General features: G+C 48.7%; 14 protein-coding genes and 1 pseudogene. 8 read left to right on the plus strand and 7 right to left on the minus strand.

Annotated elements, in window-relative coordinates:
* The 5 genes and pseudogenes from PSI22_RS14145 to PSI22_RS14165 all read left to right on the plus strand — a co-directional run.
* Positions 1-291, plus strand: a pseudogene (locus tag PSI22_RS14145) (phage tail tape measure protein); the annotation flags it as partial.
* A 2-nt stretch (positions 292-293) separates the two neighbouring features.
* Positions 294-755: a phage tail protein gene (locus PSI22_RS14150; RefSeq protein WP_273580303.1), complete on the plus strand. Its 462-nt coding sequence runs from the start codon at positions 294-296 to the stop codon at positions 753-755.
* Positions 756-763: 8 nt separating this feature from the next.
* Complete coding sequence (locus PSI22_RS14155) at positions 764-1,867, plus strand: phage late control D family protein (RefSeq protein WP_273580347.1); 1,104 nt, start codon at positions 764-766, stop codon at positions 1,865-1,867.
* A gap of 220 nt (positions 1,868-2,087) precedes the next feature.
* Positions 2,088-2,270: a hypothetical protein gene (locus tag PSI22_RS14160; RefSeq protein ID WP_273580304.1), complete on the plus strand. Its 183-nt coding sequence runs from the start codon at positions 2,088-2,090 to the stop codon at positions 2,268-2,270.
* 175 nt (positions 2,271-2,445) lie between these two features.
* Complete coding sequence (locus PSI22_RS14165) at positions 2,446-2,664, plus strand: ogr/Delta-like zinc finger family protein (protein ID WP_038193906.1); 219 nt, start codon at positions 2,446-2,448, stop codon at positions 2,662-2,664.
* Between the two features lie 884 nt (positions 2,665-3,548).
* Here PSI22_RS14165 and qatD read toward each other — a convergent pair.
* The 7 genes from qatD to PSI22_RS14200 all read right to left on the minus strand — a co-directional run bounded on the left by qatD (position 3,549) and on the right by PSI22_RS14200 (position 10,772).
* On the minus strand, positions 3,549-4,334 hold the full coding sequence (gene qatD, locus PSI22_RS14170) for a Qat anti-phage system TatD family nuclease QatD (protein WP_273580305.1): 786 nt from the start codon (positions 4,332-4,334) through the stop codon (positions 3,549-3,551).
* Positions 4,331-5,704 carry a Qat anti-phage system QueC-like protein QatC gene (qatC, locus tag PSI22_RS14175; RefSeq protein ID WP_273580306.1) on the minus strand — a complete coding sequence of 458 codons (1,374 nt, stop codon included), beginning with the start codon at positions 5,702-5,704 and terminating at the stop codon, positions 4,331-4,333. The genes qatD and qatC overlap by 4 nt, the downstream gene beginning before the upstream one ends.
* Complete coding sequence (qatB, locus tag PSI22_RS14180; protein WP_051862928.1) at positions 5,701-6,543, minus strand: Qat anti-phage system associated protein QatB; 843 nt, start codon at positions 6,541-6,543, stop codon at positions 5,701-5,703. Before qatB ends, qatC begins: the two co-directional genes overlap by 4 nt.
* 2 nt (positions 6,544-6,545) lie before the next feature.
* Complete coding sequence (gene qatA / locus PSI22_RS14185; protein ID WP_273580307.1) at positions 6,546-8,474, minus strand: Qat anti-phage system ATPase QatA; 1,929 nt, start codon at positions 8,472-8,474, stop codon at positions 6,546-6,548.
* A gap of 477 nt (positions 8,475-8,951) precedes the next feature.
* Entirely contained in the window at positions 8,952-9,218 is a 267-nt protein-coding gene (locus tag PSI22_RS14190; RefSeq protein WP_038222428.1) for a helix-turn-helix domain-containing protein, read from the minus strand.
* A gap of 256 nt (positions 9,219-9,474) precedes the next feature.
* On the minus strand, positions 9,475-10,344 hold the full coding sequence (locus PSI22_RS14195; RefSeq protein WP_273580308.1) for an integrase domain-containing protein: 870 nt from the start codon (positions 10,342-10,344) through the stop codon (positions 9,475-9,477).
* A gap of 224 nt (positions 10,345-10,568) precedes the next feature.
* Positions 10,569-10,772, minus strand: coding sequence for a hypothetical protein (locus PSI22_RS14200; protein ID WP_273580309.1), 204 nt, complete (start codon positions 10,770-10,772; stop codon positions 10,569-10,571).
* Positions 10,773-11,018: 246 nt separating this feature from the next.
* Here PSI22_RS14200 and PSI22_RS14205 point away from each other — a divergent pair, with 246 nt between their 5' ends.
* The 3 genes from PSI22_RS14205 (at position 11,019) to PSI22_RS14215 (ending at position 15,209) form a co-directional block, all read left to right on the plus strand.
* The gene (locus PSI22_RS14205; RefSeq protein WP_273579405.1) at positions 11,019-11,306 is read left to right on the plus strand and encodes a hypothetical protein; all 288 of its coding nucleotides are present in this window, start codon (positions 11,019-11,021) and stop codon (positions 11,304-11,306) included.
* A gap of 100 nt (positions 11,307-11,406) precedes the next feature.
* Positions 11,407-13,164 carry a type VI secretion system baseplate subunit TssF gene (locus tag PSI22_RS14210; RefSeq protein WP_273580310.1) on the plus strand — a complete coding sequence of 586 codons (1,758 nt, stop codon included), beginning with the start codon at positions 11,407-11,409 and terminating at the stop codon, positions 13,162-13,164.
* A 44-nt stretch (positions 13,165-13,208) separates the two neighbouring features.
* Positions 13,209-15,209: a type VI secretion system Vgr family protein gene (locus PSI22_RS14215; RefSeq protein WP_273580311.1), complete on the plus strand. Its 2,001-nt coding sequence runs from the start codon at positions 13,209-13,211 to the stop codon at positions 15,207-15,209.
* Positions 15,210-15,211 lie beyond the last annotated feature (2 nt).

Consider the following 15,211-nt stretch of genomic DNA (forward strand, 5'->3'; position numbering starts at 1 on the left):
GCGGCACTGGCAGCGATGGCGGCACTCTCAATGGGGGCGGCGGCTTCGGTCAATGCCAATGCGCCGCTGCATCCGCACAGCCTGCCGGCCGCCGAATATCAACATTCCTCCGTATCAGTCACCAACCAAATTCAGGGCAAGCATCATTCTGCCTATGAAATTCATATCCATGCCACGCCGGCGCAGTCGGCACAGGATATCGCGCGGGCTGTCGCACTCGAACTGGATCGCCGTGAACAACAACAACGCGCCCGCGCCCGCAGTACATTTTCCGACAGGGAGGATTATTAATCATGATGGCCGCACTCGGTTTATTCGTCTTTATGCTGAAAACTACGCCCTACCAGAGTTTGCAACATCAGCAGTCATGGCGCTTTGGATTCAACAATCGGGTTGGCACCCGCCCGGCGTTCCAGTTTATGGGGCCGAACAATGACACCCTCACCCTGTCCGGCACCCTGTACCCGGAAATTTCCGGCGGCCGCCTGTCACTGCTGGCGCTGGAACTGATGGCCGACAGCGGCAAGGCCTGGTCATTTCTGGATGGCAGCGGCGCGATTTACGGCATGTTTATCATTGAGAGTATCGACCAGACCAAGAGTGAATTTTTTGCCGACGGTGCCGCCCGCAAGATTGACTTTACCGTCACCCTGCGCCGCGTGGATGAAAATCTGGGTGAGATGTTCGGCGATCTGCACAGCCAACTGTCTGACCTGACAACGAACGTGGCCAACAAACTCAAGGGATTATTCTGATGCCGAAGATGCCCAAAATAGACTGTCTCACGGGCAGCACCAACACCCCCGTCTATGTGCTCAGTGCCGATGATAAAAATATCAATGCCCTTATCCAGAACCGGTTGATTTCGCTGAATCTGGCCGACAACCGCGGCTTTGAGACTGACCAGCTCGATATTGAGCTGGACGACAGCGACGGGCAGTTATCCCTGCCCCGTCGGGGGATAGAGCTGTCTTTGCATCTGGGCTGGCAGGGTGAGCCGCTGATCCACAAAGGTAAGTTTATCGTGGATGAAATCGAATACAGTGGTGCACCGGATAAAATAACGATCCGCGCCCGCAGCGCTGACTTCCGGGCAACACTCAATATCAGCCGCGAAGAGTCCTATCACCAGAAAACGGTCAGTGACATTGTGCGCACCCTGGCTCAGCGTAACAACCTGCAACCGGAGATAGACAAAACGCTGGCTGAGATTAACCTCAGCCATATTGATCAGACCAACGAATCCGACGGCAGTTTCTTAACCCGGCTGGCAAAACAGGAAGGTGCCATTGCCACGGTCAAGAACGGCTGTCTGCTGTTTATCCGGCAAGGGCAAAACAAAGCGGCCAGCGGTCAAGCCCTGCCTGCGGTCATCCTTACCCGCCAGTCGGGGGACGGCTATCGCTTTTCGCTGGCTGACCGCGGGGCTTACACCGGGGTTTCGGCCAGTTGGCTGAACACCCGTGAACCGAAGAAAAAAGAAAATGTCACCGTCAAGCGCAGGCGACGCAAACCCAGCAAGGCCAATCCGCAGAAAAAAGACGAAAAAAAAGGGGATTATCTGGCCGGCAGTGAGGGCAATGTCCTGGTGCTGAAACATACCTACGCGTATAAATCCAATGCCGAGCGGGCAGCTAAGGCCGAGTGGGAGAAAATCCAGCGCGGTGTCGCCTCATTTTCTATTCAACTGGCAAAGGGACGGCCGGAACTGTTTCCCGAAATGAAAGTGCAGGTCAGCGGCTTCAAGCCCCAGATTGACGCGGCAGACTGGACGCTGGTCACCGTCACCCATACCTTGAATGACAGCGGCCTGATCTCATCCTTAGAGCTGGAAGTGAAAATTTCTGATGCTGACATGAGCGCCTGACTGCCTAATTTGTTAAGAAATTAGGCAGTTATTTAATTAAAAAGTCTATTGTCTTTCTATTTCGATAGACTTGATATATTCATATACCTTCATTAAATCCTCTGGGTTTGCGGCGTCAATTTCTTTTATTGGGCTTCTATTGTATGAAATGCCACACTCATCCAGTTCATCGGCTAATTCTTGTATAATCAAACCCTGTGCATTGATCTGGGTGGTTATCATGTTATTGTTAGTCATGAGTGCAAAAAAACCTCTTGATAGGATAGAAATTGCTTTTACGTTATTGGCAAAAGCGTGGAAGATACTGTTTTTTAATGGTGTCACCGCCGCCATTATTCATCAAACAGATAAAGAAAAGAAAGATCTGCGTAATGTCTCTGATGTAATGACCCGTCAAGATTAAATAAGATAAACAATCACAAAGGCACACTATGATTCAATCAAGTGTGCTTTTTTATGTGAGATATATTTTGCTTTAATGAATGTTGAGGAAAGAAAAAGACATCGCCGCCTGGTTTGCTATAATCGCGCCATTGCCTAACAGAGCTGGCAGTCCTTTTCAATAAGGCACTCATATTATGATGAAATGCCCCCTTTGCTATCATGTTGCCCACACCCGCAGCAGTTTTGAACACACGCCGCAAACCAAAGAACGTTACAACCAGTGCCAGAATATCAATTGTGGCGCGACGTTCGTCAGCCATGAAACCTTTGTCCGGTACGTGACTAAACCGACCCTGATTGAAGCCGCTCCGCCCCATCCTGCCAGTGGTCAGCAAACTGTGATGTCTTTTTAATTAGTGAGACTGAATAAATAATCAACAAAAGCACATTGTGATTCAATCTGGTGTGCTTTTTTTATGTGAAAAATATTTTTTTCTGCGGGGATGTCTGAAAGAAAACAAGCATCGAATAGATAGTGTGTATTTATACAGTGTCGCCAAAGCGCTGCCAATCTGCTGCCAAATCGCCACTTTTATGTAATCACAGAAAACAAAAAAGCCACCTTAAAGGTGGCTCTTTCTTAACGCTAACCCGCTGATACTTAAGCAAGTTTTTATATGGTGCCAGGGCGGGACTAGTAAATTAATATAACCAATTGAATATAATTTATTTATTTTTATGTATCAATTTTATGCCCCTATAAATGCCCCTAGAATTTTATGCTTCCTAAATTACTGTATCTTTCTGATTTTACTATTTTTATATGTTTTATTATTACGTTAACTCAAAAAAGCAATGAGGCCCAAAAATGGTCAAACCAAGATGTCATTTTATGCTCAGGGCTTCATATTAGAATTTATTATTTTTATGAAATAGATCACAAATAATAGCTGTTATTCACACATCATACAGTAGCTTCAGCTTTTGACAGACTGTGACGATTGCCTGCTAACGATCTTACGTTTCTTTATGTATCTGGAATAGCCCGCTTTTCAATTCATTATTTTTCGTGGCGACGGCATTAATATAGCGCGCAACAATGTCTTTTACGTCGCCAGAGAGAAAGCCTGATCATAGAGCCGTTACGGCTGTAGTACCAAGAAGAAACATGCCACCAAGTTTTCTAGTTGTAAAAGTAATGGCATGTTTATCGTTCATTTAATCGATATTGATTACCGAAATAGCTCGTGTAGCAAAATTGTGGGGAATAAGAGAATAGAAACGAAAAATGACTGACTTAGCGCAACACTGAACTACCTGTTGTTACCAGTCTTTTGAGATTGTTGAGAATTACTGATGCCGCAATCTCGTTAGAGATGTTATGGAGTAGAGCAATTTCATTGACAGCACGGTGAACATCTCGGGGACGAACAGCAGTGCCTTTACTCTGGACAAATGGTCCATCGGTCTCGGTTAGCAGCCTGTTCAGTGGGAGACTGCCGATGAGTTTGCGATGTTTAGCTGATTGCAGCATCTCCTCGTTAACGGAGAAGTAACATCCAAGCTCAGCGGCTCGCCGGGCCTCTGCAGCCGTTCCTGTAAACCAGTGGAGAATAGCCTGACCGTTTTCGAGAAGGTTGCTTTTCTCCAGATGGCCTAAAACTTTTGTTGCAGCGCGCACGCTGTGGATGCTGAGGATTTTATTCCCCTGCTCCGCGCAGGCATGAAGAATACGCGTAAACACGCGCTCTTGGGCCTCGAAGCTTCTATAAAAACGGGGACCAGCATCAAGTCCGATCTCACCCACATAGCGTGCAGAAGGCAGGTAGCGCTCAAGCAATGCTAATTCCCCCTCCCGTTCTGAGACAAGTTGCGGATGCAGACCCAGTCCAACCCGTACGAACGGCGAATCCACTGTCAACTCCCAATTTCTAAACCAAGCCTTAGGGGTTGTTGTCACCGCAAGAGTGGCGACACGAGCCCGCTCACATTCGGCGATAAGCGCCTCATGATCAGGGTACAGGTCAAGGTGGCAGTGAAAGTCGACCCATCGTGGGGAAATTTTTTGTTTAGTAGGAATCATGATAAAGGTCTTGTTGTTACACCGACTAGCAGTCGGCGAACTTCTTCCATCCCTCGAACATACACACCCTCATAATCGGCAATACGGTCAGGGTAATCGTTTAAGGGGCCCGGTTTATGAATATCGAATTTAGCGCGTTCGGGCGAACGTGCCAGCCGTACCAGAGAGAACTGAAAGGCTCGGACATGCTCGCCTTCAGCCTTGCTACAGTCTAGTACTCGTACAGCAAGGTCCGGGATACGATAAGGCGTATTGTCTGCACCGAAGGCCGTATATAAAGATGCGCGTCTTATTAGGCACGGTACGCACCGGCCACAGTGTATCGACTGTTCTTCATTCAAATCCGGTTCCCACCGAGTACTTTGTGGCGACGAGCATGACATTGTGTTCGCAGCGTTTTGACGAAGAAATGCTTGATCACGGCACTGTTCGGCCATCTCCCCCTTCGTTATGAAGGCGTAAGGATTATCCAGACACGCGTCTATACCCAAGTTATGGAGTAGTTCATTGTAGCGGGCCATATAGTACGGATGCGTTGTTCGTGTGCTCAGCGATCCCACTCGTAACGGATCAAGAGGTACATTGAGAGATATAAGACCGTTTTCTGGCACGTTTATTACCATCGGTCCGCCAGCAGCGTCTGCAGCCATGGCAGCAAGGGAGAAAAAGAGAAAAGATCGGCCACGTAATGTATTTTCTCCCTCATCTCCTTCAATAGTCTCTTTCCTAAATCCAACGCGCGCACGAACATGTCCAAATGTCTGATTATAACGGTCCGACAAAATATCTGAGCACTCTCGTTGATATTTACTGGTGATAGAATCCCAATAATGGCTGATAAAAAGAGGGCTACCTCCCTGGGAGAGGAGGTCAATCGCACCAATAAAACTGTCCAGCCCACCTGAAAAGAGGCAAATAGAGGTAGGGTTTAATGTGCGCGGTTTAGTTGATGCTCTAACGATCTCCCCTTCAATCTCTGGCCGTTCGTGGAAATGCAGCGACCATCGATCACCTGTGAGGAAATTAAGAAGTTTGCTGAGCAAACCTGTCTGTCTGCTCCATAATGCCGGTTCAGCAACGGGGACATAGAGGGCTATCTCCCGAGTCCACAGATCCTGGGCATTGCGGTTGCGGGATATCCGTGTATCTGCAGCGGTGACAATGGCCGAGAGAAGGGCGAGATCAACGGAGGTTTCCGATGGCGTGAGTCCAAGCTCGCTTAAGCCTGTCAGAGCCTGCCCAAGGCCAAAACCCAGCTGCCCGTTATCTTTCAGAAAATTAATTTGAGTTATTTGGGTTTCCAGTCGGCTAAGCACAGGTTGTGCAGTATCGCCTGCGCCAAGTCTCGCTATGATTGTGTGGTGACTCATTCTGATCTTTCTCCCTCGCTGGCAATCAGTTCGAATGCCACCTCATAAATCCGTTCGACCTTGTTGTCGATTGCGCTACCTGAAAGCCCTGAAACATCCCTCAACTCATCTTTCAGTTGAATGCGGGTAGCACCATCAATAAAATCGTGTAGAGTTTCCTGAATTTCCCCAATAGTATCGACATCATCAGGCAGCTTGATGCCGTTCTTACCTATATCGGTCATAATCCGTCCCTCTATGGAATGAACTACGAAACTGATAAATATTTCTTGAAGCTGCTCGGGTGTTAACGCATCGAAACTTTCCATACCGGTATCAGACATGTCAGCAATGGTATCAAGCATTGCCTGCCGGGCTACTCCCTCATCGACTGAGCCACCGGGTGGACATAAAAATTCAACCAGCGACACGAAGACGCCTGCCGCTGGTTGTCCAGCCAGATTACTGAGGTTAAAGCGCTGTAAGGCCTGGGCAGCTCCTTCCTGCCTGAAATCACGAACAATACTAAGTAACCCACTCGCTACAACGCGAGAAGATCCCATTCGGCGGCTGGCCCTGCTCGCGCCTCCTGTTCCGTTTCGCACATAACTGGCAATAGCCTTGCCAAGTGCGCTACGGCTTCCTGAGCGCACGTAGCGGGTAAAATTGCCTTTCGGTGTGCTAAGCGGCCCTGCGCCATTTGAATCTTGTGGCACAGCAGGTGACTCTGACAATCCATCCTGAGGATTACCATCTCCCGGGCCTACAGACGGGAGTGGCAAAGTAGGCTCCGGTGGGTTGTCCACGAAGGTTGGGACTAGGCCATTGATGGGGCCCCCATAGGCTTTTGATGTTCCCATTCTTATTTTTTCCCTGCCACATCAAGTATTGCTTTTGCTGTATTGCTTAACCTTGAATTATCCTGCTGTTCTACCCAGCTTTGAAGAATTGACCGGAACTCCCCTTCATGAGTTTCATCTGCGAAACACTGCATAAAGGTTGAGGCTAGCCAAGCACCACCCTTTTTCGGGAGCGGGATGCGACGTATAAATTCAATCAGCTGCCGCTGTGTTTGGGGGAGTGTCTGCACCAAAAACTGAATTCCATCAATGCCATCTGGTTTTTTACTGAAGCTATCCTCCTGGAGTACCTTCTCGCTCAACGTTTCAAATACCTCATCCACCTCTGGAGGTGTGAGTTTTTCAAGTTCGATTTTCAAACGAGCCACGGCTAGTTTTGCACCCATGAGTTTATCAATTAGTGCTGCCAGATGGCTGGAGGTAAGCGACAGCGAAAACGAGCTTTGCTTATCCCGCGTAACGAATACGTAAGGACGTAAGTCCTCACCAGCAAGCGATGGTTCAATCCCAGCCCAACCCACTGCCCACTCATTTTTCAACCACTCAGCTATTTCGGGATGCTCAAGCGTAGCATCCTCACAATCGGAAGGTTGATGTTTTAATTTGCTCTCCCTGACCTGTTGTTCAAACAATGCCAGTGTAGCCGGTTTCCCATCCTTATGGGTGCTTGCCTGTCGGACAATCTGCTCATAGAAGGCAGGGTAAAAACGCTCAGCTAGCATTACCTTCGCCAGCACTGGACGTTTAATGTCTTCGCCAAACCCGCGCTCGTCGGCGATAGCCTGCCGCAACAACATCGAATTGAGGAACCGTTTTATTTGGCGTGGGTTACCCCGAGTACCTTTACTGAGGAGTGGTGTCACGTGTGCGCTGATCAATAGTGCCTGCTCAATTTCATCTGATATCTGTTCACCTAGTGTCTCAAGTACCACACTTCTATCAAGCCCACCACTAATCCAAGGACGCTTCATTTCCTCACGGGCTTTACCGAGCAGGTTGAGAAAATGCTCATGCTTTGATCCGAGAGCATTTTCGGCAAGCAGAAGCGTGGTGTAAACGCGGGTTTCTGCACTACCCAATGTCGGTATCCGGAATGGTACCTGTATCAGCTTTTCCAGATAATTGCGTGCATAGGCCTGGGGTCCGGTACTTTGAGGAAGGTCTGGGAAATGTTCGCGCACTGCATATTCGATCATTGCCTCATCCGCACCGATAACGAATGCCGTTTTTTTAACAAAAAGAAATAAACGGATCGCCTCAAGCGTGGCTATGGCCGTTTTTGGCAGGCAACGGTCCAGATCATCAACAATGACCACCAGCTTGTCGATTTTGGCGGCCTCGAGAAGAGCTTCGAATTCTTCGCGGAAAGCATGGATGTGTTTGGGGAGAGTCTCCACATCGGTATCCGCTTCTTTGATAAAATCACCGGCCATGCCAGCAAATTTCTTCATATCCTCTACAGATATATTATCCTGCGGATTTCTCAGCATATCGGTGGCAAATTCATAGACACTTTTAAGCTGATCCATCGTCGGGATGCCGGTAAATGCGGTAAAGGCTAAGCCTCCAGCCTTACGTGCTATTTTCAACCAGTCGACCCGGCGCAGCACCTTTTTTGCGGCCTCAGCCACTTTAGTACACCCCGGACGGGCTTGCATAAGTTCTTCAACCAAGGTTTCGATGATGACCGTCTTGGCATCCTCAAAACCTTCAAACGTCCATCCGTTGAACCAAAGGCAGAGTGTTTTATCTTCCCCTTTATACGACGCCTCCAGCATCTTCAGAACGCTGGACTTACCCGCCCCCCAGTCACCATGTACGCCGATAGTAATAGGTGCATCAGGGGTCTGATCGATGAGTTTAACCACCGTTCGGGAGATCGCTTCGTAATACAAAAGGTCTGTTGCTGTTTCCTGATCGTTCAAAAACATGTGCTTCTCTCCTGAGTGCCACATACCTGCATCGTAACAATCATTCTTGATTTACCTAAATACTACCTTGACTAACTTAATGGTCAATATTCCAATTTTGATAGGTATAAAGATAAAATATTTCTACAAAAAGAAAATGTAGTTGACTTAATGTATGAGTTAAGACTGGGAAAAAAGTCCTAAAATGGCTGCGGCAATTGTCAACATAGTTGCCATCATTCATCAGATTAAGCAACACGTTTTTCTCGTTCGATATTTAACGTCACTGTTTCTACCCTTTGCCAATTTTTTATGCCTCGTGACCAGTGTTCCGGATGGGGGGTTAGCCTGCTTCAATAGTTATATCTTTTCAAGATAATATGCCAAAACGAAAAAGCCATGAGACTTAAAAATGATCAGATTGAACTACCATTTCATGCTCAGGGCTTTATATAAAAAGTTATAATTTTTACTGAGTCGACTGCAAATTAACGTGGGTTATTCCTGTGGTTTATTACGAACTTTACGCTCAATTAATCGGCCATAGCTATCAAAATACCGACTAGGCCAGATTTCTGAGGGATGGATTCCGAGATAGTTAGCAATGATCCATTCACCTTTAGGCCACTGTCTACTGAGTGCATTTGCTAATGTTGATGAACTGAGTCCCGTCTCACGGGAGAGAGCTGCTAAGGTTGTACCGCGTTTACGTAATGCAGCGATAATATCGGCCTGATGCCAGTCATTTCTAGCGTTGTTATTCATTCCTGCTACCCCTTCCATTAATTGATCATTGATGGTGGTGATTCAGACGGGGTTCGCAGTACCGGGACACTCGTCCGGCGAGACCGAAGTCTCCCCCGCCTGAACCACCATTGAAAAGGCGATAACAGGCACACTGGTAGAAACATCCTACCAGTGGAGTGTCTTTAAGGCTGCGAAACCTTACCACTAGATTTTGCTAATGGCAGGAATACTTTAACTGATTGTTTTATCAGACTCAATAACTGAACGACTAAGTTTAACGACTATAAACCCGTTCAACATAACGCCCGCGCCCATCACCGTGCCCTAAATCCATTGAAACCAGTGCTCGTGCTTCCTGACGGCTAAAACCATATTGTTGGTAAAAACGCAAAGCATCCTGTGCCCAGGCATAGCGTAAACTATGAGGAGAGTGGCGACCTGTTAAACCAATCCTTGTGGTATGTGTCCGCCAATAGTTCATGGCTTGCTTGAGATCCGGTTTATCAATCAATCTGCCGCCACGTTGTTCTGCAATAGCAATGGCCTGATCTACTGCCTCTTTCACGGCTGCAACATTCAATACACGGGTTTGCCTTGGCCTACTGCCTTTTGTACCAAAAACAATATGCAGTTTCGGCTCTAGTTGTTCTAATTGTTTTCGCCAGTTTTTCAATGAAGCACTGCATTGTACCGCTTCCTGAGAACGTAACCCCAGCAATCGGGCGAGTTTCAATGTGACGGCAAATCCGGCATCACGTTCAAGCGCCTTCTGATAAACAACCTGAAACGTGGCATCAGGGATCGCCTGCTTCGTTCCGGCGCGGCTGGTTCCGCTTAATCCCAATGCCTGATTACTCAAACGCGGCGAGGTCTCCAGTTTTTCTCGGCCTGCCATACGAAAAATATTACGCAGCGCAGACATTTCATTTTGCACCGTTCGCTTGGCTATCCCCTGGGATAAACGGGTATCAACGTACTGTTCCACATGTTTGGCTTTCAAATAACTGAGGCTTTTCACCTGAATATTCAGGCTCAATAACAATGCCCCCAAACGTCCTGCAATCCGAATGCGGTCATGGCAAGTTTTATGACTGCCACCACCCTGCCGGGCAAAAAATTTTAATTCTTTAATCAATCGACCCATCAGTTTCTCCCGCTACTTATACCTGACAACATGCAATCTCTGGCGCGCGACAGTGCGGCAAAACAGAAAATGCCTGCCTTGCCCTTGACGGATATCTGTGCGCCAGAGTGAACGCAAGTTGAGGTATTGCGGGGTATCGGTTGAGTACGCGGTACTGCCGCCTGTATGAACAGGTCATCCCCACCGGCTAAAAGCCAGCCTCAATATCGTCAGGTTCTCCTTTTTCAATCTATAAAATGCAGTGTCAGATTCACTGCGCGGTTAAGCAGGCCTGAGCCTGTCAGAGTTGTGTTGTTTTTTGGCTGCGGCGTCACTTTCAGCGGTAAACCGCAAAAAGTGACGCCTTGAGTTTTCGAACAATCAGCAAAGGCTATGCAAGCGTTGAAATACCAACGGGTACAGCAAAACGCCGCCAGATTCAATGTCAAACGGTAGTCATGCGTTAATGGTTTAGCGGTAAAAAAATTGTCTGTTGAATCATTCAGACAGGGATAGATAAAAGTATGAACGGATGCGCAAAAGCCATCCTGTTGTTCATTGAAGATAAACAGGATTTATGTTGATTTGAAAAGTCAGTGTATGAACCCACGTTCAACACCCTTCGGCAACAAGATAAAAACACCTTTTGGGCGTATTTTTAGTTTAAGAAACCTTCATTACCAGACTAGGGGTTTATGTCTGACAATATCTGCTTCCAAAGGTGGGCAGATGTACCGCAATGCTTGCTCTCCCTTGCAGGCTACGGGAGTTTTCATTCGCCACCCGAAGGCGATCCTGACAGGCGAGGGATCATTTTTGTAGAGAAAGATATTAACGGTCAGACAGGCGAGAGTCAAACCATTAACTATTCCTGCCAGCCTGATTTTTGCCTGAATTACCGTGCATATTCCGATGATCCCCCTATATTCTGCCAACACCAGCCAAAAACTGGATTTAATTCGTTAATTAATTTGATTGATTAATGTGTAGAATAAATGTGCTTTGCTGTTCAGCTATGCATTTTATCTCGCTGAGATTCAGCATGATACCGAAGCCTAATTGATAAAACACAAGTTAAATTCAATGAAAAACAACAAAGAATCGCTTTATCTAAAAGAGCGCGCTTACCTGCGAGAGCTGGCAGAGCACATCGCGAAAGAGTCACCGCATCTGGCTGAGTTTCTGGTTTCCTCTCATGACCCTGATATTGCCCGTGTTTTCGAAGCCTTTGCGTTTTTGATTGCCAATCTGCGGGACAAGCTGGAGGATAATTTTCCCGAAATTGTTCACGGCATTCTCTCCCGTATCTGGCCGTTAGCCCTGTCTCCTATTCCACCGACGACAATAGTACAATTTACGCCCACGGATGATGAACATCAGGGCACTGCCGAGATCCCGATCAGTACATCGGTGTCTGCCAGCCTTAACGGGCAGTTGATCAACTTTAAAACCTGCCGTCCTTTGCATATTGAACCGTTGATTGTCCAGGAGCACGCAGTCAGGAAAACGGGCACTCACAGTGAAATCATCCTGACACTATGCCAAACCGGTTCGGCGTCTTCTTTCTGGCAAAGCGGAGCCTTATCTTTTTTCCTTGGCACCGATACGGAGCGCGCCGCCCAGCTCAGCCTGTGGCTGGATCAACATATCTGTGATATCAGTCTGAACACACAGGGTGAGCGGCGAACAATGAAAAGTTTTCCTGATGGCTGGCATGGCTTGCTTGACGAACCGTTGCTGCCCACCGCCAAAAGTCCCTATTCCGGCCTGCAACCGTTGGTGGAATATTATGCGTTGCCGGCGCTTTATAACTTTGTCACGCTGGATATCAGCAGCAGTTGCGCAAAAGTCCCGCTGAATGACGATGGCACGTTTGAACTGGTTTTTCGTTTCGAGGGTGAATTGCCACTGGAGGATGTCGAGGGGGCATTTTTGTTGGGTTGTGTGCCGGCGATCCATCTGGAAAACCAGGCCAGCCCGCCTGTCCGGTTGGAAGCCGGTAATCACCGCTATCCGCTGCCATTAGGCGGATCGGTGTGCTTGTACCGGCTGCGGGAAGTTCAGGTGGTGGTGCAGCCCGAAGACAGTGAGCAGCGTGGCACGCCTTATCACTGGCTGCCGATTGAGCAGTTTGTTCCCGCCGGGCGTTTTTTCGATGACGATGCACAGCCCGACACGTTTTACTACCAGCTCCAGACTGAGCAGGATTTTCTGGGCAGAATACAGCACCGATTGCACTTTTTTGATTTGATGGGGAAACCGGCAAACAACTTACCTGCCATTGAGGTTTCGTGTTATTTCACTGGCTACCATGAACAGGCACTGACACTGAAACAAGGTACGATTACGGTCACGCAGGAAAATTCGCCGTCTCATCTCAGCGTCCACAATATCACGCCGGTCACCACTGATTATCCGCCATTGTTACAGGAAAATAACGGCTGGCCGCTGCTCTCCTGTCTTTCCAGCCCACCGATGATGCTGTTTGCCCCCGACAGCCTGAAACAGTTTCTCCGGTTGTTTGACCCGCATAGTGAGACCAACCGTCCGCTGAGCCGCCAGTTCCGCCAACACATTGACGGCATTGTACAGGTGGAAGAGCGTCTGACTGACCGGATGCGGCGGGGGTGCCCCATTCGCGGGCATTTACTCTCACTGACGTTGAACCCTGATTGTTATCGTAATCAGGGAGAAATGTATCGCTTCTGCCGGTTAATCAATCAGGCACTGGCTTGTTTTATCACCCAATCTTCGTTTGTCATGCTGCAAATTTTCACCCCGGACAGTCACAAGGTGCTATGGCAGTTCTGGCATGTCGATGGATTACGCCCGGCCATGTAACCGATTAAGGAACGCATGACGTCAACCATAAGGAAAACATTAACATGAAAAGTGGATTACGCTTTGTTTGCCACATCGCCGGTGTGCCGGAAGACACTTTTGCTGTGGGGGAGTTTTCTCTACAGGAAGGATTATCCGAACTCTTTACCCTCAATCTGACGCTGGTCAGAACGGGCAACCCGAACCCCTTTAAACCACAGGCGGAAATTGATTTGGCCTCGCTGCTGATGCAGGAAGCGGTGTTGCAGGTTTTTTATGGTGAAACGGAGCAGCGCAAAATCACCGGCATCATCTCCCATGCGGACTGGGTGGGCACCGATGGTAATAAGACAATCTATTCCGTCACCGTCCGCCCTGCCTGCTGGCGTTTGACGCTCAATCAGGACAGCCGGATTTATCACCGGCAAAATGCGCCGGCCATTTTAAACAGCCTGCTGAAAAAACATCGGGTGAAAGCCGATTCAAAGCTCTACGATGTGCATCAGGAGCGGGAATATGTGACCCAGAAACGGGAATCCGATTATGCATTTTTCTGCCGCTTGGCGGCGGAAGAAGGTATCAGTTTCTGGTTTGAGGATGAAACGCTGTTTTTCAGCGATAGTCACCTCGGCATGACCGCTGGCTTGCCGCTGCAATACCAGCCCCAGCCGGAAACCGCACACGGGGTAGATACGATTTATCAGGTACGGTTAGGCGTCGGCATGAGTCCGCAACGCAGTTTGCACAAAGATTTCAACCCGGAAAACCCGCGCTATCACCTCTCCCATATGCACAGCAGCGAAGGCTTTCGCGACTTCGGCAGCCAGACCCCTTACACCGTGTTTGAAAGTTACGGACGCTTCCAGAAAGATGCCGCCGCCATCCCATTTTTAAAATACCGGCAGGAAGCACTGGACAACCAGAAACAGACTGGCAGCGGCAGCAGTAACTGCATCAAACTGATGCCGGGTAAAATCTTCGAGATAAAAAATCATCCCCATAAACTGCTTAATGTTCGCTGGCAGGTGGTCGGTATCAGCCATCACGGGCGCTGCCCGCAGGCATTGGGAAATGATGCCGGTGAAGGCACCACACTTTCCAACCAGTTCAGTTTTATTTCCGGTCTGGATGATTATCGTCCGCCTTTCCACTACAAACCGCTGGCAGATGGCGATGAAACTGCCACCGTGGTCGGCCCGAAAGGGGAAGAAATCTTCGTCAATAAAGACGGTGCGATTAAAGTGCATTTCCACTGGGACCGCTATGACCAACCCGATGATGGTGCCTCGTGCTGGGTCCGCGTGGCTCAGGGCTGGAACGGTAATGGTTTTGGTTTTATGGCGATACCGCGTATCGGGCAGGAAGTGATTATCTCTTACCTGAACGGCGATATCGACCGCCCCATCGTCACCGGCTGTGTTTACAACGGCCTGAACCGCCCGCCACTGGATTTACCGGCCCAAAAAACCCGTACTACCTTTAAGACCAAGACCCACAAAGGCAAAGGATTTAACGAACTGCGCTTTGAGGATGCGAAAGACAGCGAAGAAATCTATCTCCACGGCCAGAAAGACCTGACTGCACATATCGAAAATGATGCCTACTGGCATATCAAGCATGACCAGAAGAGCCGCATCGATAACAACCGTTACCACGATATCCGCGCCGATGACCATCATCAGGTCGCCGGTTCACGCAAAATTACCACCGAAGGCGATGTGTCCCACCGGATTGCCGGCAGCCAGCATACCCAGACCGGGGATGCGACCGTCATTGACAGCGGGCAGGAAATCCACCTGAAAAGCGGCGGTAAAGTGGTGCTGGAAGCCGCCGCAGAAATCACGCTGAAAGTGGGCGGTAGTTTTCTCAAAGTCACACCGGGCGGCATTCTCTGCTCACCGATTAATGTCGGGCAGGGTTCAGGCGGCAGTGGGCGCGGGGTTTCGCTGCAATTACCGGAAGGCGTGGAGTCATTGCCAATGGTGGAATTTCCGGCTCACCCATACTGCCCGTTACTGGCTCAGCAAGATGCCAGCCCAGTGATTAAGCCCGCCAAAAAGGAATAATC

The organism is Xenorhabdus aichiensis (assembly GCF_028598775.1).
Classification (GTDB): Bacteria; Pseudomonadota; Gammaproteobacteria; order Enterobacterales; family Enterobacteriaceae; genus Xenorhabdus; species Xenorhabdus bovienii.

Coding starts and splice junctions, on each gene's coding strand:
- PSI22_RS14150 (WP_273580303.1), top strand. CDS start 294: ATGATGGCCGCACTCGGTTTATTCGTCTTTATGCTGAAAACTACGCCC.
- PSI22_RS14205 (WP_273579405.1), top strand. CDS start 11,019: ATGTCTGACAATATCTGCTTCCAAAGGTGGGCAGATGTACCGCAATGC.
- PSI22_RS14165 (WP_038193906.1), top strand. CDS start 2,446: ATGATGAAATGCCCCCTTTGCTATCATGTTGCCCACACCCGCAGCAGT.
- PSI22_RS14195 (WP_273580308.1), bottom strand. CDS start 10,344: ATGGGTCGATTGATTAAAGAATTAAAATTTTTTGCCCGGCAGGGTGGT.
- qatC (WP_273580306.1), bottom strand. CDS start 5,704: ATGAGTCACCACACAATCATAGCGAGACTTGGCGCAGGCGATACTGCA.
- PSI22_RS14160 (WP_273580304.1), top strand. CDS start 2,088: ATGTTATTGTTAGTCATGAGTGCAAAAAAACCTCTTGATAGGATAGAA.
- PSI22_RS14155 (WP_273580347.1), top strand. CDS start 764: ATGCCCAAAATAGACTGTCTCACGGGCAGCACCAACACCCCCGTCTAT.
- PSI22_RS14215 (WP_273580311.1), top strand. CDS start 13,209: ATGAAAAGTGGATTACGCTTTGTTTGCCACATCGCCGGTGTGCCGGAA.
- qatD (WP_273580305.1), bottom strand. CDS start 4,334: ATGATTCCTACTAAACAAAAAATTTCCCCACGATGGGTCGACTTTCAC.
- qatA (WP_273580307.1), bottom strand. CDS start 8,474: ATGTTTTTGAACGATCAGGAAACAGCAACAGACCTTTTGTATTACGAA.
- PSI22_RS14210 (WP_273580310.1), top strand. CDS start 11,407: ATGAAAAACAACAAAGAATCGCTTTATCTAAAAGAGCGCGCTTACCTG.
- qatB (WP_051862928.1), bottom strand. CDS start 6,543: ATGGGAACATCAAAAGCCTATGGGGGCCCCATCAATGGCCTAGTCCCA.
- PSI22_RS14190 (WP_038222428.1), bottom strand. CDS start 9,218: ATGAATAACAACGCTAGAAATGACTGGCATCAGGCCGATATTATCGCT.